We start from the raw sequence: 19,518 nt of genomic DNA on the forward strand, positions 1-19,518 counted from the left end.
CCCGGCGCCGCGGCTGGAGTGTGCCGCGCCGTAGGGCGCCCGGTCCAGCACGGTACGGATACCGCTTCGGTCTCACGGATAACGGGTACGGGCCGACGCCGCACCCGGGCACCCGCGCCCGTCACCCCCGTCCCGTCACCCCCGTCCCGTCACCCCCGTCCCGTCACCCCAGCCACCCGCGGTCCGCCAGCTCCTTCACGAACCGCCCGTACGACTCCTCCAGCGCCTCCCGCTCCGCCGCCACCGGCTCCACCAGCCCACCCCCGTCACCGTTCCCGCCACCGTCCCCGTCCCCGCCGGTCATCGTGTCGGCCGCCTCCGTCAGCGAGGGGTGCAGGGTGCCGGTGGCCGCGAGGAGCGCGGCGCCGAACGCGGTCTCCGCGCGCTCGGCGACCCGCAGCGGCAGCCCGAGCGCGGTCGCCCTGATCCGGTTCCACAGCGCGCTGCGGCTGCCGCCGCCCGCCGCGTGCAGCGGCCCCTCGACCGGCACGCCCAGCTCTCGTACCCGCTCCACGGCCAGCCGCTCCAGGAAGGCGACGCCCTCCAGGGCCGCGCGGTGCGCGTCGGCCTCGTCGGCGGGGGTGCCGAGGGTGAAGCCGCGTGCCTCGCCGCTGACGAAGGGGAAGCGCTCTCCCTCCCTGCGCAGCGGATAGCGCACACAGGAGGCGGGACCGCGCCCGGCCGCCGCCGCGTCCAGGCCCGGCATACGTCGCGCCGGTATGTCGGCCAGCGCCTCGCCGCCCGTGCTGGAGGCGCCGCCCGGCAGCCACCAGCCGTCGGGGTGACGGTGGCTGTAGAGGGCGCCGGAGGGGTCGGTGAGCAGCTCGCGGGTGACGCCCTTGAGCACGTACGTCGTGCCCAGCACCCCCACGAACTGGCCCGGACGCACCGCGCCCGTGGCGAGCTGGCCCGCGCAGCCGTCCGTCATGCCCAGCCGCACCGCGCACCCCTCGGGCAGCCCGGTCTCGGCAGCCGCCGACGCGCACACGGTGCCCGCTTCCGTGCCGGGGGGCCGCACCTCGGGCAGCCACTCGACGGGGATGCCGAGCGCGGCCAGCACCTCGTCGGGCCACTCCCGCGCGAGCGGGTCGTAGCCGGTCTTGAGCGCGTGGCTCCAGTCGGTGGGGACGGGGCCGCCCGTCAGCGCGGCGCCGATCACGTCCGGTGTGTGCAGCACCCGCAGCGCGCGGTACGGCGCTGCGGCGGCGCCCGCGAACAGGGCGCGGTCGCGGGCCGCCACGCCGTCGGCCGCCGAGCCCGCCAGCGCCGCGTACCAGCCGACCCTGCCCAGCGCCGCCGTCGGCCCGACGGCCAGACCGAGCCGCTCCCACCTGCGGGAACCGGCCTCCTGGGCGCGGGCGTTGAGGGGGGCCGCCCTGCGGTCGTCGTACATCAGCGCGGGACCCAGCGGGCGCCCGTCGGGACCGGCCAGCACCAGGGTGCCCGAGGTCGCCGAGACGGCCACGGCCACCACCTCGCGACCGCCCCCGGGCAGCGCCGAGGTCGCCTCCCGCAGGGCCCGCGCTGTGGCGGGCCACCAGGCGCGCGCGTCCTGCTCGCTGCGGCCCTGCCCTGCCTGGCCCGAGCGTTCGGGCCGGGGGAGCGCGGCCCTGCCCTCGGCCAGCACCCGCCCGCGCGCGTCGGCGCACAGCACGCGCACGGCCGCTGTCGCGATGTCGATCCCGGCGACGACGGGCACGGGGGAGGGGGACGAGGAGGACGGGGGCTGCGATGGCGCGGTACGCATGCGGAGCGGTCCTTTTCTGCTGTGATGTGCCGTGTGAACTTCACACGGAAGGTGTGATGAACGGGAGTGGTGACGTCGTCACGGCCGCGACGCGTCGTCGCCCGCGACCCGCACGTCGGTCTGCTTGCGCAGCTCAGCGACCAGCCGCGGGTCCGTCCGCGCGTCCACCACCACGTGGTCGAAGTCCGCGACGGGGCACAGCCGGTGCAGCGCCGTGCGCGGCATCTTCGAGTGGTCCATGAGCAGCGCCGTACGCGCCCCCGAGCCCAGCATCGCCCGCTTGACCAGCACCACGTCCTGCTCCTGGTGGTACGTCATGCGCGCGTCCATCGCCGACGTGCTCACCAGCACCAGGTCGACAGCGAGCGCCTCGACGGCCTCCACGCAGGGGACGCCCAGATACGAGTCGTGGGTGTGCGAGTACTCCCCGCCCAGCGCGATCAGCCGCACCCCCTCCTGTCCCGCGAACACGTCCACCACGCGCCGCGCGTTCGTCAGTACCGTCAGCGGAACCGTGGCGGTCAGCAGCCCGGCCAGCGCGAGGGCCGTCGTCGAGTCGTCCAGCAGCACGGACATGCCGGGTTCCACCAGGCCTGCCGCGCTCCTCGCGATCGCCTCCTTCTCGGCGACGCGCACCCCGAGCCGGTAGTCGAGGTTGCTCTCGAAGACGCTGGAGGGCAGCGCCGAGACCCCGCCCCTGAAGCGCCGCAGCACGCCGCGCCTGGCCAGCTCGTCCAGGTCCCTGTGCACCGTCATCACGCTGACGCCCGTCAGCGCGGCGATCTCGGTGACGGTGACCGTGCCGTGCTCCAGCACGTGCTCGGCGATGAGCTGGCGGCGGCTGTTCTGGGAGCGGGAGCCGTCCTGGAGGCGGGCGTTTCCCGTGGATGCCCCGGCACTTCCCGTCGAAGCCCCGGCGTCCCGCGTCATCGCGCCGCCCCCTCGCGCACCGTCGCGCGGCCGTGGTCGCCGGGCGCGGTGGGGACGTTCAGCGAGCGCAGCGCCGTACGCTCCCCGTCCATCTCGATCTCGGTGACGGCCGCGTTGTCCAGGCGGGGCAGCACGAGCCGGTAGCGGCCGACGGGGATGCCGAGCAGCGCGCACAGCCCCACGCGCAGTGCGGTGTTGTGCGCGACGACGAGCACGGTGCGGCCCGGGTGCTCCCGCGCGAGGCCGCGCAGCGCGGCGCCCACCCGCTCCGCGACGGCGGCGGGCGGCTCGGAGCCGGGGAAGGCGCCCTTGTCAGCGTCCTCCCTGAACGCCCGCACGATCTCCGGGTCCTCGGCCTCCATCTCGGCGAGGGTGCGCCCCTCGCCCCAGCCGAAGTCCACCTCGCGCAGCCCGTCCACGACCTGCGGCTCCAGGCCGAGCGCGCGGGCCGCGGGCAGCGCGGTGCGCCGTGCGCGGTCCAGTGGGGAGCAGGCCAGCGCGCCGACGCCGCGTCCCACCGCCCAGTCCGCGAGAGCGCGCGCCTGGCGGTCGCCCTCGTCCGTCAGCGGCACGTCCGAGATCCCCGCGTAGCGGTTCTCCGCGTGCCACACCGTCTGTCCATGGCGTACCAGCAGCAGCCGGGCGGTCATCTCGTCCTCGTCTCCGTGTCTCTGTGGTTCCGTGGCTCGGGGCCGCGGGGGTGGCACAGCCGACCGCCCCTGCCCATTGCTTCTTATCGTCGATCGCTATAAATATAACAACCAACGTGTGGAAAACGAGGAGTCGCGAGCTACGGCGACCCGGCGACACGGTCCAGCGGCACGGAGAAAGGCAGTTCCATGCGATCCATCATCGGCGTCGACATCGGCACCTCCGTCACCAAGGCCGTCGTCTTCGACCGCGACGGACGGGCCCTGCACACCGCCGTGCGCCGCTCCCGCCTCGCCCGAGGGCCCGGCGGCATCGTCGAACAGGACCTGGAGGAGGTGCTGCGCTCCGTCGCCGAGGTGGTCGGCGAGGCCGCAGCCCCGCTGGAGCGCGTGCCCGACGCGCTCGCGCTCACCGGGCAGGGCGACGGGCTGTGGCTGAGGGACGCGGCGGGCAGGGCGGTGCGCCCGGCGATCTCGTGGATGGACGGGCGCGCCGCCGGGCAGGTCGCCGCCTGGCAGCGCGACGGAACCGTCGACGCGGTGTACGGGCGCACCGGATCCGGCATGTTCCCCGGCTGCCACGCGCCCCTTCTCACCTGGCTGCGCACGCACGAGCCCGAGACGCTGGAGCGCGCGGAGGTGGCCGGGTACTGCGTGGACGCCGTGGCCCAGCGGCTCACGGGCACCGTCGGCGTCGACGCGTCCGACGCCACGCTGCCCTTCCTCGACCCGGTCACCCGCACCTACGCGACGGAGGCCCTCGACGCCTGCGGCCTCGCCGGTCTCGCCCACCTGCTGCCCCCGCCCGCCGCGCCCGGCACGGTGCTGACGCTGGACCGCGAGGGAGCGGAACTGCTCGGGCTGCCGGAGGGCCTGCCCCTGACGGCCGGGCCCTACGACCTGCCCGCGTGCGCCATCGGCAGCGGCGTCGGCGAGTTGGGCGAGGGGCTGCTGACGGTGGGCACGACCCTCGCCTGCCAGGTGCTCACCGACCGCGTCGACCTCGTGCCCGGCGCCGAACCCGCCGGGATGTGGCTGTGCACACCCGACCCCGGGAAGTGGCTGCGCGCCATGCCCGCCATGGTCGGCACGGCGGGCATCGACTGGGCGCTCACGACGGTGGGCGCCACCACGGCGGACCTCGGGGACCTGCTCGCGCAGAGCCCGCCGGGCGCTGCGGGCGTCACCGCGCTGCCGTTCCTGTCGGAGGCGGGGGAGCGGGCGCCGTTCGTCGCGCCGGGCGCGCGCTGCCGGTTCGACGGGATCAGCCTCGCGCACGGGCGCGCCGACCTGGTCCGCGCCGTGTGCGAGGGCGTCGGCTACGCGGCACGCCACTGCCTGGAGACGGCGGGACTCTCCGCCGGGCTCGCGGCGTGCGGCGGCGGCACCCGTTCCGAGGGCTGGATGCGGACCTTCGCGGGGATACTGGGGCGCCCCGTGCGGGTGCCGGAGGAGACCGAGGTGGGTGCCAAGGGCGCCGCCATCGTGGCCCGTCGGGCGCTGGGGGACCCGGTGGACGAGGAGCGCTGGCACGCCGCCCACCACGTCGTGGAGCCGGATCCGCGCGAGCGCGAGCTGTACGAGCGGGGGTACGCCGCCTACCTCGGGGAGGTGGAGCGGAGCCGTCCGCGCTGGGAGGCGCCGACGGGCTGACGGGGGATCCGGGGGCCGCCGTCCCCTTGACCGTGGTCCGACAAGCTGTAAAGTCTAGACCAATCGGTGAGCGTGAGACGGACCGTCAGCTCCCGGCCGCCGACGCGTGTGCGCGAGGGCGGCCGACCCCACCGCCGACGGGCCCTCCTCACCCGAACCGTGGCTCCACCCTCTCCACCCCCCGCTTCACACCACGCTCGACCCGCGTTCGACGAGGCCGCCTTCGAGGGGCGCTCGACACGGCGGTGCCGGCGCTGCCCCCCACCCTGCCGGCGGCTCACACCGTGAAGGAGTTGGCATGGACAAGAAGAGAAAGCTCGCCGCGCTCGTAGGAGCCGCACTGGCTCCCGTGCTCGTGGTGACCCTGCCGGCCGGTTCGGCCAGCGCGCACGGCTACGTCTCCTCGCCCCCGAGCCGGCAAGCGCAGTGCGCCGCGGGGGTCGTCCCCTGCGGGGACATCAAGTACGAGCCGCAGAGCGTCGAGGGTCCCAAGGGTCTGAAGAGCTGTAGCGGCGGCAACTCCCGGTTCGCCGAACTCGACGACGACAGCAAGGGCTGGAAGGTCACCCCCGTCGGCAAGACGGCGTCCTTCAAGTGGACGCTGACGGCACGTCACGCCACCAGCACCTGGCAGTACTACGTCGGCGGCCAGAAGGTCGCGGAGTTCAACGACGGCGGGGCGCGCCCGGGCGAGACCGTCACGCACCAGGTCGACTTCGGTTCCCTCAGCGGCAAGCAGAAGGTGCTCGCCGTGTGGAACGTCGCCGACACCTCCAACGCGTTCTACGCCTGCACCGACGTCCAGATCGGCTGACGTCTCCCGGCCAGGGCCGGGAAACCAAGGCCAGGGAGGCGCGGACGCAGGCCGACGGCCACGCAGGACGCGCGTGCGGCACACGTCCCGGCGTGCGCCGCACGCGCGGCACCCCCCCCGTCCGCGTCTCCCGACGATCCCGCACCCCGCGTGCTTCCCCCGGGTGTACGGGTCACGTGGTGCATCGCGGGACCGGTCGGCCTCCGGTCCCGCGATGCACCACCCGGGCGCCCGGCGTCGCGTCGCGCCGCCCACCTCGCCCGCGTCTCCTGCGGAGTGGCTCATCTGGCGGAGGTGCGGGCCGGGCGGGGTGCGTCAGGGCTGAATGTTCTCCAAGTCCTTGAGGAGGCTGGGGCGGGTCGGCTGCCACCCGAGGGCATCGCGGGTGCGGGCGCTGGACGCCGGCTGGTCCATGGCGAAGATCGGTCCGAACGGACCGAAGCTCTCCTGCGGAACCTCCTCGACCGGCAGGCCCAGTCGCCGGCCGATGACCGTGGCGATGTCCCGCACCGCGTCGCCCTCGTCGGCGACGGCGTGCCAGGCCGTCCCGGCCGGCGCCGACTCAAGTACCAGCCGGAACAGGACCGCCGCGTCGAGCGCGTGCACGGCCGGCCAGCGCTGGGTGCCGTCGCCCGGGTAGCCCGCCACCCCGGTGCGGCGCGCCGCATCGGCCAACAGGCCGGCGAATCCGCCCTGACCCTCGTTGTGGACCGTGCGGGGCATGCGGACAGCCATGCTGCGCAGACCGCGCGAGGCCAGATCCAGCAGCGCTGTGACCGAACGGCCTCGACCGCCCACAGGTCCGTCGGTCGGCAGCGGATCGGCCTCGGTGGAGGCGCGTCCCGGCACCCAGGGCGTACCCGAGACCGTGACGATCGGGCGGTCGCTTCCGATGAGTTCCTGCCCCAGCGCGGTGAGAGCGGAGCTCTCCTCGGCGATGGCCTGCGCGAGTGCGTCCGGACTGCCGTAGTCGCGTCCGAACGCCAGGCTGATCACACCGTCGGACTGCGCGGCGCCGGACCGCAGGACGTCGAGGTCCGCCAGATCTCCTCGCAACACCTTGGCGCCAGCGCTTTCGAGGACCTGCGCGGAGCCGTCCGAGCGGGCCAGCGCGAGAACGGTGTGACCGTTGCCGAGCAGTTCGGTGACGACGGCGGAACCGATGGTCCCGGTACCGCCGGTGACGAAGACGTGCATGAGCCCTCCTCGAAAGTGATGGGACTGTTGTCCCATCACTGACTCTACACAGTGACGGGACAACAGTCCCATCGCCTATCCTGGCCCCATGGCTAGATGGCAACCAGGGGCGACCCAGCGACTCGTCGTCGCGGCCGTCGACCTGTTCACCGAGCAGGGGTACGACGCCACCACGGTGGCGCAGATCGCCGAGCGCGCGGGCGTCACCAAGAGCACCTTCTTCCGGCACTTCTCCGACAAGCGCGAGCTGCTGGTCGCCGGTCAGGAGACGCTCAGCAGGCTGCTCGCCGACGGCATCACCGAGGCGCCCGCCGGTGCCAGCCCGCTTCAGGCGGTGGCAGCCGGCCTTGAGCGCGCGTCGGGCGCCATGGGGCCGGCGAACCGCGAACTCGGCCCCCGCATCAAGGCGGCGGTGGCAGCCAGCACCGAACTTCAGGAGCGGGACGCTCTCAAGAGCGTGGGTCTCGCGGCTGCCATGACAGCGGCGCTCATCGCCCGCGGTGTTCCCGACGCGACGGCGCATCTCGCGGGCGAGCTGGGGGTCCTCGCCTTCAAGCGGGGCTATGCCCAGTGGTCGGAAAGCCAGGGTGACGAGGCGGAAGGGCTCGCGTCACATGCGCTGGCGGCCTTGGAGGACCTGCGTGCGGCAACGGCGTCGCTGGGCTGACCGATGCCGCGGACAGTCACCCAGTCACCCGCGACCGGCGTGAGCACCCCGGGAGCCGGTCGTCGGCCCCTTGGTCCGCCGCTTCGAGCTGACGGAGGCACACGGCGCCTCACCTCACCTCACCTCACCGCACCACCGCGAACCGCAGATGCTTGACGCCGGGCGACTCGATGACCCGGGTGCGCTCCAACTCGACCTTCCTGGTGCCCAGATGGTCGAAGAGGCGGAGGCCCCCGCCGAGCAGCACCGGCACCAGATGGATCTGGATCTCGTCCAGCAGCCCCGCGCGCAGGCACTGCTGCACCACCGTCCCGCCGAGCAGCCCGATGCGTCCGTCGCCCGCTGCCGCCCGCGCCCGCTCCACCGCGCGCTCCAGGCCGTCGGTGACGAACGTGAAGGCACCGGACCCGGACCCGGACTCCGCGCACGCCCCGGACGGCCCGGATGCCCCGGCCGCCTCGGATGCCGTGGCCGTCGTGGCCGTCGTGGGCTCGGGGCTCTCGCGGGTGAGGACGAAGCAGGGGGTGGCGCGCAGCGGGCCGCCGTAGCACCGGCCGCCCTCGCTCCGGCACAGGTCGTAGGAGCGTCTGCCCATCACCACCGCGCCCGTGGCGCGCAGATCCGCGGTGTCGTGCGGTGCCGCGATGAAGCCGTCGAGCGACATCGACATGCTGGAAAAGACCCGTCCCATGTCCCCTCCACCGGGGGTAGTCCTCCCGCCGCCCCCCCCGAGTCCGCACACCGTGCGGGCCGTGGGGGACGGCTGCTGACGGAGTGCGGACCGGTGGGTCGCGGGGAACTCATCGCCACGGACCGGATCAACAACAATCCGCATCCGCGGTCATGTTCGGCATGGGAAGCGCCGTTTCCGGGCCGGTTTTCTGTTGTTTCGCGTTCAGTCCTGACGGCTCTGGCGAGGGAGAGAGGGGAGTGGTCAGCCGATCTCGGCGCCCGTGGCCTCCAGCGCCGCCGTGACCGGCTGGAAGAAGGTCTCGCCGCCCTGGGTGCAGTCGCCGCTGCCGCCCGAGGTCAGGCCGACGGCCGCGTCACCGGCGAACATGGGCCCGCCGCTGTCCCCGGGCTCCGCGCACACGTCGGTCTGGATGAGGCCGTTGACGATGTCGCCGTTGCCGTAGTTGACGGTGGCGTCGAGGCCCGTGACGGTGCCGTCGCTCAGCCCTGTGGTGCTGCCGCTGCGCTGGACCTCCATGCCCACGCTCGCCTCGGCGGCCGAGGTGATCTCCCGGGTGGTGCCGTCCTGGAGGTCGACGGCGCTGGGCGCCTCGGCGGCGGTGTCGTCGTAGGCCACCAGCGCGAAGTCGGCCTCGGGGAACCGGGACTCGGCGACCGTGCCCAGTGCCGTGGCCCCGGCCTGGTCCGAGGTCCAGGTCGCGGAGGCGTTGCCGCAGTGGCCCGCGGTGAGGAAGGCGGGGGCGCCGTCGAGGGTGACGTTGAAGCCCAGCGAGCAGCGGGAGCCGCCGCCGAAGATGGCGTCGCCGCCGACCGGGGCCGCGTCCGCCCCGTCGCTGCCGCTGCCGCTGCCGCCGTCGCCCGGGCCCGGTGCGTCGGCTGACGGGTCGGTGCTGTCCCCTCCCTCCGCGCCGTCGTCGCCGTGGAACGGGGTGAACTCGCCACGGGAGCGTCGCACGGTCACCGTGCCGCTCATCGCGTCGGCGGTGCGGCGCAGCGTGGCCAGGTCGGCGCCGGTGACGGTGCGGTCGGCGAGGACGACGACCCTGTTCGTCCTGGGGTCGGCCGACCAGGCGGTGCCGGGGATCGACGCCTCGTCCGCGAGGGTGTCCGCCGCGGCCGACAGTTCGGCGCGGCTGTTCTCCACGACCCGGGCCCGTGCGCCGCGTGCGCGCACCTCCCGCGCCGTCTCCTCGTCCACGACGTTCATGACCAGGCGCTCGCTGTCGCGGTCGAAGTACCAGCCGGCGGTCTTCCCGCCCAGCTCAGAGGAGAGCCCGGACCCCAGCGTCGCCGCCGCGTGCGCGGTGAGCGTCGCGGGGCCCTCGGCCCGGTCGGGGCTCGCGTTGGCGTGCGGCAGCAGGATCACCGCCGCCGCGAGCGCGGTGGCGGCGGCCCCGGCTATGACGTAGGTCCGTTTGCTGTTCTCGCGTCGGTGGTTCAGTCGGTGGTTCAACTCGTCGACCTCCCTGGGCGGCGGACCGGCCCGCGGCCGGACCGCTGGAACAGAGCGGTGTGCGGCCGGACGGGAGGCCGCACCCCATGCCGCTCAGAGGTACATGCCCCCGCAGCCGCGCGGTGAGGACCGCTCACGTTGCGCGGGATTCCGGCACCGCGCGGCAGGGGCGTGTAAGGTCGGCAGGCTCATCACGCGGACGCCCGACGACGGGCCGCACCTGAGGTGTGACGCCCTGTCACGGGGGCAGCTCGTCACAGTGACGCCCCGTCATGGTGGCGACCGGTCACCGAGTTACCCCGCCACGGTGACGCCCCGTCACATCAAGGGGCCCGTCACACCGCCGCCCCCAGCCCGTACACCCGCCGCGCGTTGTCCGCCGCCAGCATCGCCGTCACCCGGTCCGCGTCCTTCCCCGACCAGGCGCCTTCCGCAGTCCAGCGCTCCAGCAACCGGGACAGCGCCTCGCCGAACAGGCGGGCGCCCACGACGTACAGCTCGGGCAGCCCGTACGCGTCCGTCGAGAACAGCAGCTTCCCGAACGGCGTCAGCTCCAGCATCTCGGCGAGCACCGACCAGGACCGCGCGCCCGTGTGCGTGAGCGAGAGCCCGACGTCGGCGTAGACGTGCGAGTAGGCCGCTGCGAGATAGCCCGCGTTGCGGTGGTACGGGTAGCCGTGCAGCAGCACCAGCGGGGTGCCCCACGGCGCGGTGGCGCGCACGAACTCCGTGAGCAGCGCGGGGTCGCAGCGGTCCAGGCGCAGATCCGGGTCGCCGAAGCCGGTGTGGAGCTGCAACGGCAGGCCCGTGCGGACGGCGGACCACAGCAGATGGCGCAGCAGGACCGGATCGCGCAGCCGATCCCCGTGCTGCCGCCCGGTGTGCCAGCGGACGGCTGCTGTGCGCACCTCCGCGTGCCCGGGTGGTTCGGGCGCCAGATCGAGGCCGTGCCGGTAGGCGGCGACGGACTTGAACGCGACGGCCGAGCGCGTGTACCGCAGCACCGACTCGTCCAGCTCGACGAGGAAGGCGTGGCCGTCGCGCGAGGCGTCGGCGGCGTGCTCGGCCAGCGTCTCCAGGCGGACGACCTCGTGCGCCGTCGCGCGGCCCGCCTCGGCCAGTTCGCTGGGCGTCAGCAGATCGCCCGGCAGGCCCGTGTCGACGAGCAGCGTCGCGACGCCGCTCGCGCGCAGCATCAGCCGGGTGACCTCGCCGGGGCCCAGCTCGCCGCGTCTGGCGAGGTAGGCGTCGGGCGGGCAGTGCGGCTCCAGGCCGAGCACGGGCGCGCACCAGCGGCGCACGGCGAAGCCGAGCTGTGTGTCGAAGAAGCTGGTGCCGGGTGCTGCCGGCGCGTCCGACTCGGTCAGGAACTCCTCGAAACCCGCGCGGTCCAGTGGCGTGCGGACCACTCCGTGGCAGTGGTGGTCCACCAGCGGCGGCAGCGCGGGGCTGCGGGGTGACAAGTGGCGGGGTGACAATCAGTACCTTCCGCGCGTCGCCGCGACGATCTCGTGGGGCGTCGCCCCGTCGAACAGCTCGGACTCCGCCCTCCGTACGGCCGCGATGGCCCCGAACAGCGGCTCTCCCAGCGCCTCGCGCAGTGTCTTGGAGCGCTCGAAGTGGCCCAGTGCCTCGGGCAGCGAGGTGGGCAGCCGGGGCTGTGTCCCGGCGTGCGCGGGGTCGCCCGCCACGGGCGGCGGCAGCCGCAGGCCCGCTTCGAGCCCGGCGAGTCCGGCGGCGATGACGGCGCCTGTGACCAGATACGGATTCGCCGCCGGGTCACAGCACTTGACCTCGGCGTTCGCCGCTCCGGGGCGTCCTGGGGAGGCGGCGACGAAGCGCAGCGCTGCCTCGCGGTTCTCCAGTCCCCAGCACTGGTAGGCACCGGCCCACTGGGAGGGCTGGAGCCGCAGATAGCTGGCCGGGGCGGGGGCGCCGACGGCCAGCAGCGCGGGCAGTTCGCGCAGCACTCCGGCGAGGAACGCCTCGCAGTCCGCCGTCATGCCGTTCGGTCCCTCGCCGCCCTCGTCGCTCTCACCGCCCTCGCACAGGTTCCGGCCGTCGCGCCACAGGCTCAGATGCAGATGCCTGCCGTTGCCGACGCCGCCCACCTCCACCACGGGCGCGAAGGAGGCGGTGTAGCCGTGCCGCAGGGAGACCGCGCGGACCGTCTCCCGTACGAGGACGGCGAGGTCGGCAGCGCCGACGGGGCCCGTGGGCGCGACGGAGACCTCGAACTGGCCCTGCGCGTACTCGGGATGGATCTGGAGCACCTCGACGTCCTGCGCGGCGAGCGCGTCCAGCACATCGCGCACGTAGTCGGACAGCTCGACCAGCCTGGCCATCCCGTAGGCGGGTCCTGTGGAGGGGTAGCGGAGCGGGGCGTGGGGCGCGGGGTGGAGGGCGGTGTGGGGTGTGACGTGGGGTGTGGCGTGGGCCGGGGTGTCGGCGCTCGTGCCCGGAGCGGCAGCGTCCGCGCGTGTGACCACCCACTCCGTCTCGAAGCCCGCCTTGAGTTCGAGCCCGTGCCGCTCGGCGGCCCGTTCTACGGTGCGGCGCGCGAAGTGCCGCTGGCAGGCGGCGTAGGGCTCGCCGCTCTGCTCGAACCTGTCGACGGGCGCCCATGCCCAGCCCGGCTGCGCGGCGAGCGGGGTGAGCCGGGCGAGGTCGGGGCGCAGCCGCAGATCGCCGTCGGGGCCGCCGATATGGGGGCTGGTCGTGGCCGAGTCGTCCACGAGATACACGTCGAAGACGGGGGACATGCCCACGCCCGTTCGCGCGGCACTCGCCAGCCGGTCGGTCGGTACGGCCTTGACGCGGGTGATGCCCGCGACGTCCACCCAGGTCAGGGCCACGCCGTGGACGCCCGCCGCGCTGAGCCGGTCCGTCGCCTCGCGGGCCTGTTGTTCGGCCGGGATCCGCTGTGTCGTACTCATGACGGCCGTCTACTCCGTCCGTCGGCCCGGGGCAAGGCCGCACGGCCGCGTGTCGGAACGGAACGCCTCGTACCGCGCTCCCTCCCCGCCATGGGCCCGCTGCGTCAGCGCGAGGCCGGGTCCGGGGCCGGGACCGCTGACGGCAGCCCCGGGAAGAGGTGCGCCATGAACGGGTTGCGGAACTTGCCCTCCGGATCGTGCTCCTGGAGCAGTGCGGCGAACTCGGGCGCCCGCTCGTACAGCGCGACGATCTCACCGGGTGACGTGGTCGTGAGCTTCCCCCAGTGCGGGCGCGCCTCCAGCGGCATCAGCAGCTCCTCCATGGCCGCTATCGCGGGGAGCACGGCCGCGGTGTCCTGGACCCAGGTGAAGTGGACGGTCAGCGAATCGCGCCCGTAGGCGGGGCTGAGCCACAGGTCCTCGGCCGCGACCGTGCGCACCTCCGACGTCTGGAGCACCGGCCCGATCACGCCCGCGAGCCCGCGCAGCGCGGCGAGGACCTCGGGCGCCCGCTCGCGGGGGAGATACAGCTCCGACTGGAGTTCCGTGCCGTTGCTGGGAGTGAAGTCGGGCCGGAAGTGGGGCAGCCGCTCGAACCAGGGCCCTGGCACGCCGCCCTGCGTGGTGCAGGAGTCCGGGGCCATGCCGGGGATCGGATGACGCGGCCCTTCGGCGAGCCGCCCGCCCTGCCAGGCAGGGCCCGGGTGCTCGGTGCCGTGCCGGTCGGTGCGCCGCTTGAGCCAGACGACGGCGGTGCCGTCGAGCCAGTCGGCGAACGCGCTGACGCTGTAGGCCGAGCCGAAGATCTCGTCGAAGTGCTCGGCCAGCCGCTCCAGCGGCACCCCGTCGTAGACCCACTGCGCCACCTCGAAGGCGGGCTCGGTGTCCAGCGTCAGCTCGGTGACCACACCGAGCGCGCCGAGGCTGACGACGGTGCCGGTGAAGCACTCCGGGTCGGCGTCCCGGCTCATCCGCCGCACCTCGCCGTCCGGGCCCACCACGTTGAAGCCCGCGACGGCCGAGGCGAGGCTCCGCTGCGCCGAGCCCGAGCCGTGCGTGCCGGTCGCGCAGGAACCGGCGACCGAGATGTGGGGCAGCGAGGCCATGTTGGCCAGGGCGCGGCCCTGCGAGTGGAGCACGGCCGCGAGTTCGCCGTAGCGCGTACCGGCGCCGACGGTGACGGTGGCGCAGGTGCCGTCGGTCTCGATCTTCGACGGGAGTCCGTCGACGCGGACGAGATCGCCGCTCGTGTCGGCGATCCGGTTGAAGGAGTGCCCGCTGCCGAGCGCGCGGACCCGCGTGGCCGAGGCGACGAGGTCCCGCAGCTCGTCCAGCGAGGCGGGCCGGTGGACCCGCGCGGCGCCGAAGGTGGTGTTGCCCGCCCAGTTCCGGGTCGGAGGGCCGGTTGTCAGCATGTGCGATCCGATCCGGTGAAGGCTCCGTCAAGCTGTGTTGGCCTGCGCTGACGACCCTAGTACGAAAACGCTTTCGCGACGACGGTGCACAACACGCGCCGGACGCGTGTGCGAACAGGCGCGCCGGGGCACGATCTTGAAGCGCCGGGGGCGTGCACCGGAAGCGCGCGCCGGAGACGAGCACGGGGAGCCGCACCCCGCGCGCGGCGATGAAGAGGTCCAGGGGCCGGGGAACCGAGGGAGGGAGCACCGTGGGACTGCCGCTCGACGGCGTGCTGGTGGCCGACTTCAGCCGCGTCCTCGCGGGCCCGCTGGCCGCCTCGACCCTCGCCGATCTCGGAGCCCACGTGATCAAGGTCGAACGCCCCGGCACCGGCGACGACACCCGCGCGTGGGGCCCGCCCTTCGCTGAGGACGGCACCGCCGCCTACTTCGACGCGGCCAACCGTTCCAAGAGCGGCCTCGCCCTCGACCTCGCCGACCCGCGCGACGCCGCCCTCGCCAGGGAGCTGGCCCGCCGCGCGGACGTCCTCGTGGAGAACTTCCGCCCCGGCGGACTGCGCGCCTACGGCCTCGACCACGCCTCCGCGCTCGCCGCCAACCCCGGCCTCGTCTACTGCTCCATCAGCGGCTTCGGCTCGGGTGAGGGCGCCGACCTGCCCGGTTACGACTTCGTCGTCCAGGCCGTCGGCGGCCTCATGAGCATCACGGGCGAGCCGGGCGGCCCGCCCCTCAAGGCGGGCGTCGCGCTCGTGGACGTGCTCACCGCGAAGGACGCCACCACCGGCATCCTGGCCGCGCTGCGCCACCGCGACCGCACGGGCGAGGGCCAGTTGGTCGAGGTCAGCCTGCTCTCCTCGCTGCTGGCGTCCCTCGTCAACCAGGCGTCCGCGCACCTGCTCACCGGCCGCGATCCAGGACCGCTCGGCAACCGGCACCCCAGCATCGCGCCCTACGAGACGCTCGCGTGCCGGGACGGCCCGCTGGCCGTCGCCGTCGGAAACGACCGGCAGTTCCGGGCCATGGCGGCGGCGCTCGGGGACCCGGAGCTGGCGGACGACCCACGCTTCGCGCGCAACGCGGACCGGGTACGGCACCGCGAGGCCCTCGTCGAGACGCTGGAGCGCCATCTCGCGCGGGACACCGCGCAGAGCTGGGCGGAGCGGCTGACGGCCGCCTCCGTCGCCTGCGGCCCCGTCAACTCCCTCTCGCAGGCGCTCGCGCTGGCCGGACGGCTGGGCCTGGACCCCGTCGTTCCGGTGGGCGCAGGCAGGGTGCCGCAGACGCGCAGCCCGCTGCGGATGTCGGCGACGCCCGTGGCCGAGCCCGTCGCACCGCCCCGCCTGGACGAACAGGGAGCGGTGCTGCGGGAGTGGCTGGAGGGCCCGGCGGAGGAGCCCGTTCCAGGGGGCGGGCCGTGAACTCGGGCCCGTACGGGCAGAGGTAGAGTGTGGCGCTCCGTATCCGGCCGGGTGCCCGGCGAGCGGTGGCGGGGAGGGGCCGGAGGGCCCGTTTCCGGCATGGAACCGCCCGTTTGACGTCCGTTGCCGTCCGGGTTCCGGCCGGGACTCCACGCCCGGCGGGGGCCGGGAGAGGGCCGGTGGGACCCGGCGGGCGCCGGTGACGGAAAATGCCTTATTTCGCAGAGCTTGATCGCGGGAAGAATTCCTGTGGCTCATGCCAGGGAAATCCCACGGGCTCGGACAAATGGAGTGGTGAAAACGACATTGTCGGTGGTGTGGCCCATGCAGTTACCGCACGGGGAGCCAGAGCATGCGTATCACTAGCGCGACGGGCGAACGCCCTGGCGGGCAGGCGGGTGAGGTCCCCGCCTCGGGGCCCGCCGTACCGCGGCTCGTGCTCGGCACCCGGCTGCGCCGTCTGCGCGAGGCACAGTTCATCACGGCGGCCGAGGCCGCCGATTCCCTCCGCGCTCCCGAGGAGCACGTCACGGCGATGGAGCTGGGCCGCTCAGGTTTCCGGCCGCGCGACGTCGCGGACTTCCTCCGGATCTACGGCGTCACGGACGAGGCCGAGCGCGCCACCCTCATCGCGCTGATGGAGGAGGCCAACAGGCCCGGATGGTGGCACTCCTACCAGGACGTGGTGCCCGCGTGGCTGCACACGTACCTCGGCATGGAGGAGGCCGCAGGGGTCATCCGCAGCTACGAGGTCCAGTTCGTGCCCGGCCTGCTCCAGACCCCCGACTACGCGCGCGCCGTGATCGCCCTGCGCGACGACGCCGGGGAGCCCCGCGCCGCGGAACGGCGCGAGCGGCGCCTGGCCCTGCGGATGCGCCGCCAGGAGATCCTGCGCGGGCCGCGCCCGCCGCATCTGTGGGCCGTCATCGACGAGGCGGCGCTGCGCCGTCCCATCGGCGGCCCCGAGGTGATGCGCGCCCAGTTGCGGCACCTCGTCGAGGTCTGCGAACTCCCGCATGTGACGGTCCAGGTGATGCCGTTCGCCGCGGGCGGCCACCCGGCGGCGGGCGGGCCCGTGACGCTGCTGCGGCTGCCGCAGAGCGAACTCCCCGACGTCGTCTACCTGGAGCAGCTCCACGGCGCCCACTACCCGGAGGACCCGGCGGACGTCGAGCGCTACCGCCACGTCATCGACCACCTGGTCACCCGCGCCGAACCCGCGACGCGCACCCGCGCCTTCCTGGAGCGGATCCTCGACGAGACGGCGACGTCGAGGGGGCGCCGGGGGCAGTGACGGGGTGGTGACGGGCGGGCCCGTCCCGGCTCCGGGGGCGTACGTCCCGCTGTGGCGGGTCGGCACGGGGGGGAGCGGTGTTCGTCCGTGCCGCAGTTCGTTCATACGTAGTGCGGGACCGGGGCCCGGTCCTTCCCCAGCCAGACCGTATGGCTCTCCGGGGTGACCGTGACGCCGAAGTCGAACAGCCGCGGCCTCCCGGATCTCTCCCACCATCCGAGGGCGTCGCGAAGGCTCCGGATGAGATCGCGGGTCCCGTACTGAGTGGTTTTTTCACCGGTGATTCTCAACCATGACTCTTCGTCATCAGTCAGGAAGAACCACCCGTCATCCTGCTTGTACGGCGTCACGCCGGGGAGGGTGACGGCCAAGGCGAACTCGCCATGAACGTCGAGGTCTATGTCGAGCGGGCCCGGAACCTGCTCCGCGGCATCGCGGGTTTCGTTCCAGATGCTCGAAATGTCCGGCCGCGTGGGACGCTGGCCACGCACCGCCATGAAGGTCTCCCCGCCGTGGAACCAGCCTCGGGCCACCTCTCCCGGTTCGCGGACTCTGAGCCATATCAGTCCGAGGGCCCTGCCGTTGGGCAGCCAAGGGGTGACGATTTCGCCGCCCTTCTTCACCTGCGTCAGCCAGGCTTGGGGCACCCGGTGGACCGAGGCCGTAGAGATGAGACGGTCGTACGGAGCTTCGTGCGGAAACCCCTCTTCACCGTCGCCGCAGTGGACAGCGGGTGCGTATCCCGCCGCTTCGAGGTTCGTTTGGGCGAGGTCGGCGACCGATGCGTCCACCTCCTTGCTGAAGACATTGCGCTGGCCCACGCGCTCACACAACAGAGCGGTGTTGTAGCCGGTACCGGTGCCGATCTCCCCGATGCGCTCGCCCGGCTGCGGGGCGAGCGAGGTGAGCATGTTCAGCACCCCGCCCGAGGCGCTGAGTGAGCTGGTGGGGAGAAGTCCGGAGCCATCTGCGGCCGTTCGTCCGTCGTCCACCTGAGTCACTACGGCATCGGTCTCGTGATAGACGAGTTCAGCCCACCTTGCTTCGTCGGTGCGCCGATGGAACGGGCGCCAGCGTCCGTCTCGCCACGTCCACACGGTCTCCGGAGCGAACCAGTGCCGATGCACTGATTCGAACGCCCCGCGAAGCCACTGTTGTTCGCGGAAGGCACCCCTGGCCGCCAGAGACTCGATGAGCCGCCGGCGGTAGGGAGCGAAATCAAGGGTCACTCGTCGTCGTCCTTACGGCGCGAGCCGGAGTCACCGCCGCCGATCGTCGGCGATTGCCCGTCGGTGTCTCCCGGAGGGCCCTTGGGCTGCTCGTCCGGCGGTTCCTTCGCGTGCTCTCCACCCATCGCAATTGCTCCTCTCAGAGGCTGGGACCATCCCAGCGCGGTCGGGGCGCTTCAACAACCGCATCGCTGGAATGAAGCGGCTGGCTCGTCGGCTGACGCCCGTCCCCTGGACCGTTGACGACGGTTTCTCCAGGGGACGGGGGCTCATGGGGTCGGGGTCGCGTCGTGCGGGGGTGTGACGGTGGTGAGTTGGAGGGTGCGTCCGCCGACGAGGGGTGCGGTGAGGATGACGGCGTGGCCCTGGTGGTGGAGGGCTTTGCCGATGCGGGTGTGGCGGGCGTGCCACCAGTGGCGGGGTGTGAGGAGGGTGGACAGGCAGTCGCGTGTCTCCCCGTCGACGGTGATGCGTTCGCCCATCTCGCGGAGGCGGAGGGCGTGGCAGGCGTAGCCGGTGAGGAGGGTGGCGAGGTTGCCTTCCATGATCTCGATGACCTGCCCTGACGGCATGGGCCGCGGGTAGCTGGTGAGGAAGGCGGTGCCGTGCGGGAGTTCGTACATCAGCCGCACGGCGCGGTCCTGGATACGTCGCATCACGAAGTGGGGTGCGTGGCCGTCGAGTACGGCGACGGGGAAGCCTGCGGTGGTGGCCCAGCCGTGGGGGTCGTAGAAGACATCCTCGGGGTCGGCGGGAATGAGAACGGTGTGGTCGCGGGGCATGGCGTTGCTCCAGATCGGTGACGGGGTGAGGACGTAGAGAAGGACGACGATGAGTGCGGCGAGCACGGTGATGGAGGCGATCTGCTCGGGCCGTCCTGGCGGGCAGAGGGGGCAGTGTGCTGTGGCCGTCGTGTTCATCGCATGTCGATGACCGTGACGTCGCGGAGTTCGCGGATCAGCTTCGATACGAGCAGCGCTCGCAGGCTCGTGTCGCCCTTGGGGGCCCACACGTCGGCCTCGTCGGTTTGCCAGCCACCGGCGGTCAGCCGGTAGTGCGTGCCGCCCGCGCCCCACAGGCGCGGGGTCTTGACGCGCAGCTCGGCGAAGTGGCCCTTCCCCAGGCGTGGGCACAGCTCCCGCGACATCTTGGCGTGTGCGTCGCACAGGGGCGGCATGGCGGTCACCGCGCCTTCGGGCCAGGTCGGCGGGTCCAGTTCCTTGCGCCAGTCGAAGAACAGCCAGCCATCACGGTTTCGGGATGCGGGTCCCTTGCACACCTGGCATTTCATGGAGTACATGCAGATGTACTGGCGTGCGGGATGCATGTTCGCGAAATGTGCGGTTCCCACGCCTGGAGATGAGGAGACTCTTGCCCACAGGGCGCCGAAGCCGCAGCGGTCTTCGGGGAGCGCAGGAC

The 19,518-nt window shown here is 73.3% G+C and carries 18 protein-coding genes; 5 read left to right on the plus strand and 13 right to left on the minus strand.

Annotated elements, in window-relative coordinates; genetic code table 11:
- Positions 1 to 163: 163 nt before the first annotated feature.
- The 3 genes from ACYVOO_RS28915 to ACYVOO_RS28925 form a co-directional block, all read right to left on the minus strand.
- Positions 164 to 1,747: an FGGY-family carbohydrate kinase gene (locus ACYVOO_RS28915; protein ID WP_461018649.1), complete on the minus strand. Its 1,584-nt coding sequence runs from the start codon at positions 1,745 to 1,747 to the stop codon at positions 164 to 166.
- Positions 1,748 to 1,825: 78 nt separating this feature from the next.
- Positions 1,826 to 2,677, minus strand: coding sequence for a DeoR/GlpR family DNA-binding transcription regulator (locus ACYVOO_RS28920; protein ID WP_461018650.1), 852 nt, complete (start codon positions 2,675 to 2,677; stop codon positions 1,826 to 1,828).
- Positions 2,674 to 3,327 carry a histidine phosphatase family protein gene (locus ACYVOO_RS28925; RefSeq protein ID WP_461018651.1) on the minus strand — a complete coding sequence of 218 codons (654 nt, stop codon included), beginning with the start codon at positions 3,325 to 3,327 and terminating at the stop codon, positions 2,674 to 2,676. The genes ACYVOO_RS28920 and ACYVOO_RS28925 overlap by 4 nt, the downstream gene beginning before the upstream one ends.
- Positions 3,328 to 3,516: 189 nt before the next feature.
- Between ACYVOO_RS28925 and ACYVOO_RS28930 the strand changes: the two genes are divergently transcribed.
- Together ACYVOO_RS28930 and ACYVOO_RS28935 are read left to right on the plus strand one after the other, a co-directional pair.
- Positions 3,517 to 4,980, plus strand: coding sequence for an FGGY family carbohydrate kinase (locus tag ACYVOO_RS28930; protein WP_461018652.1), 1,464 nt, complete (start codon positions 3,517 to 3,519; stop codon positions 4,978 to 4,980).
- 298 nt (positions 4,981 to 5,278) lie between these two features.
- Complete coding sequence (locus ACYVOO_RS28935) at positions 5,279 to 5,794, plus strand: lytic polysaccharide monooxygenase auxiliary activity family 9 protein (RefSeq protein WP_453347012.1); 516 nt, start codon at positions 5,279 to 5,281, stop codon at positions 5,792 to 5,794.
- A gap of 315 nt (positions 5,795 to 6,109) precedes the next feature.
- On the opposite strand, the gene ACYVOO_RS28940 is transcribed toward ACYVOO_RS28935, so the two are convergent.
- Complete coding sequence (locus tag ACYVOO_RS28940; RefSeq protein ID WP_461018653.1) at positions 6,110 to 6,991, minus strand: SDR family oxidoreductase; 882 nt, start codon at positions 6,989 to 6,991, stop codon at positions 6,110 to 6,112.
- Positions 6,992 to 7,079: 88 nt separating this feature from the next.
- On the opposite strand from ACYVOO_RS28940, the gene ACYVOO_RS28945 reads away from it, so the two are divergent.
- A complete protein-coding gene (locus ACYVOO_RS28945) occupies positions 7,080 to 7,658 on the plus strand; it encodes a TetR/AcrR family transcriptional regulator (RefSeq protein WP_461018654.1) in 579 nt (192 codons plus the stop codon).
- Between the two features lie 124 nt (positions 7,659 to 7,782).
- Here ACYVOO_RS28945 and ACYVOO_RS28950 read toward each other — a convergent pair whose 3' ends face one another.
- From ACYVOO_RS28950 to ACYVOO_RS28970, 5 genes are all read right to left on the minus strand, one after another.
- Positions 7,783 to 8,349 carry a dihydrofolate reductase family protein gene (locus ACYVOO_RS28950; protein ID WP_461018655.1) on the minus strand — a complete coding sequence of 189 codons (567 nt, stop codon included), beginning with the start codon at positions 8,347 to 8,349 and terminating at the stop codon, positions 7,783 to 7,785.
- A gap of 243 nt (positions 8,350 to 8,592) precedes the next feature.
- Positions 8,593 to 9,804 (minus strand): S1 family peptidase, encoded by a 1,212-nt coding sequence (locus ACYVOO_RS28955; RefSeq protein ID WP_461018656.1) that lies wholly within the window; start codon positions 9,802 to 9,804, stop codon positions 8,593 to 8,595.
- A gap of 335 nt (positions 9,805 to 10,139) precedes the next feature.
- Positions 10,140 to 11,267, minus strand: a complete 1,128-nt coding sequence (locus ACYVOO_RS28960) for an amidohydrolase family protein (protein WP_461018657.1) — start codon at positions 11,265 to 11,267, stop codon at positions 10,140 to 10,142.
- A gap of 15 nt (positions 11,268 to 11,282) precedes the next feature.
- Positions 11,283 to 12,740: a type I glutamate--ammonia ligase gene (locus ACYVOO_RS28965; protein ID WP_461018658.1), complete on the minus strand. Its 1,458-nt coding sequence runs from the start codon at positions 12,738 to 12,740 to the stop codon at positions 11,283 to 11,285.
- 104 nt (positions 12,741 to 12,844) lie between these two features.
- On the minus strand, positions 12,845 to 14,155 hold the full coding sequence (locus ACYVOO_RS28970) for an FAD-binding protein (RefSeq protein WP_461018659.1): 1,311 nt from the start codon (positions 14,153 to 14,155) through the stop codon (positions 12,845 to 12,847).
- A gap of 209 nt (positions 14,156 to 14,364) precedes the next feature.
- Here ACYVOO_RS28970 and ACYVOO_RS28975 point away from each other — a divergent pair, with 209 nt between their 5' ends.
- Both ACYVOO_RS28975 and ACYVOO_RS28980 read left to right on the plus strand, forming a co-directional pair.
- A complete protein-coding gene (locus tag ACYVOO_RS28975) occupies positions 14,365 to 15,576 on the plus strand; it encodes a CaiB/BaiF CoA transferase family protein (protein ID WP_461018786.1) in 1,212 nt (403 codons plus the stop codon).
- Between the two features lie 352 nt (positions 15,577 to 15,928).
- Entirely contained in the window at positions 15,929 to 16,870 is a 942-nt protein-coding gene (locus ACYVOO_RS28980; protein WP_461018660.1) for a helix-turn-helix domain-containing protein, read from the plus strand.
- 101 nt (positions 16,871 to 16,971) lie between these two features.
- Here ACYVOO_RS28980 and ACYVOO_RS28985 read toward each other — a convergent pair whose 3' ends face one another.
- The 4 genes from ACYVOO_RS28985 to ACYVOO_RS29000 form a co-directional block, all read right to left on the minus strand.
- Complete coding sequence (locus tag ACYVOO_RS28985) at positions 16,972 to 18,099, minus strand: methyltransferase domain-containing protein (RefSeq protein WP_461018661.1); 1,128 nt, start codon at positions 18,097 to 18,099, stop codon at positions 16,972 to 16,974.
- On the minus strand, positions 18,096 to 18,224 hold the full coding sequence (locus tag ACYVOO_RS28990; protein WP_461018662.1) for a hypothetical protein: 129 nt from the start codon (positions 18,222 to 18,224) through the stop codon (positions 18,096 to 18,098). Before ACYVOO_RS28990 ends, ACYVOO_RS28985 begins: the two co-directional genes overlap by 4 nt.
- 144 nt (positions 18,225 to 18,368) lie before the next feature.
- Positions 18,369 to 19,019: a hypothetical protein gene (locus ACYVOO_RS28995; protein WP_461018663.1), complete on the minus strand. Its 651-nt coding sequence runs from the start codon at positions 19,017 to 19,019 to the stop codon at positions 18,369 to 18,371.
- The gene (locus ACYVOO_RS29000) at positions 19,016 to 19,426 is read right to left on the minus strand and encodes a hypothetical protein (protein WP_461018664.1); all 411 of its coding nucleotides are present in this window, start codon (positions 19,424 to 19,426) and stop codon (positions 19,016 to 19,018) included. Before ACYVOO_RS29000 ends, ACYVOO_RS28995 begins: the two co-directional genes overlap by 4 nt.
- Positions 19,427 to 19,518 lie beyond the last annotated feature (92 nt).

Source organism: Streptomyces daliensis (assembly GCF_054782395.1).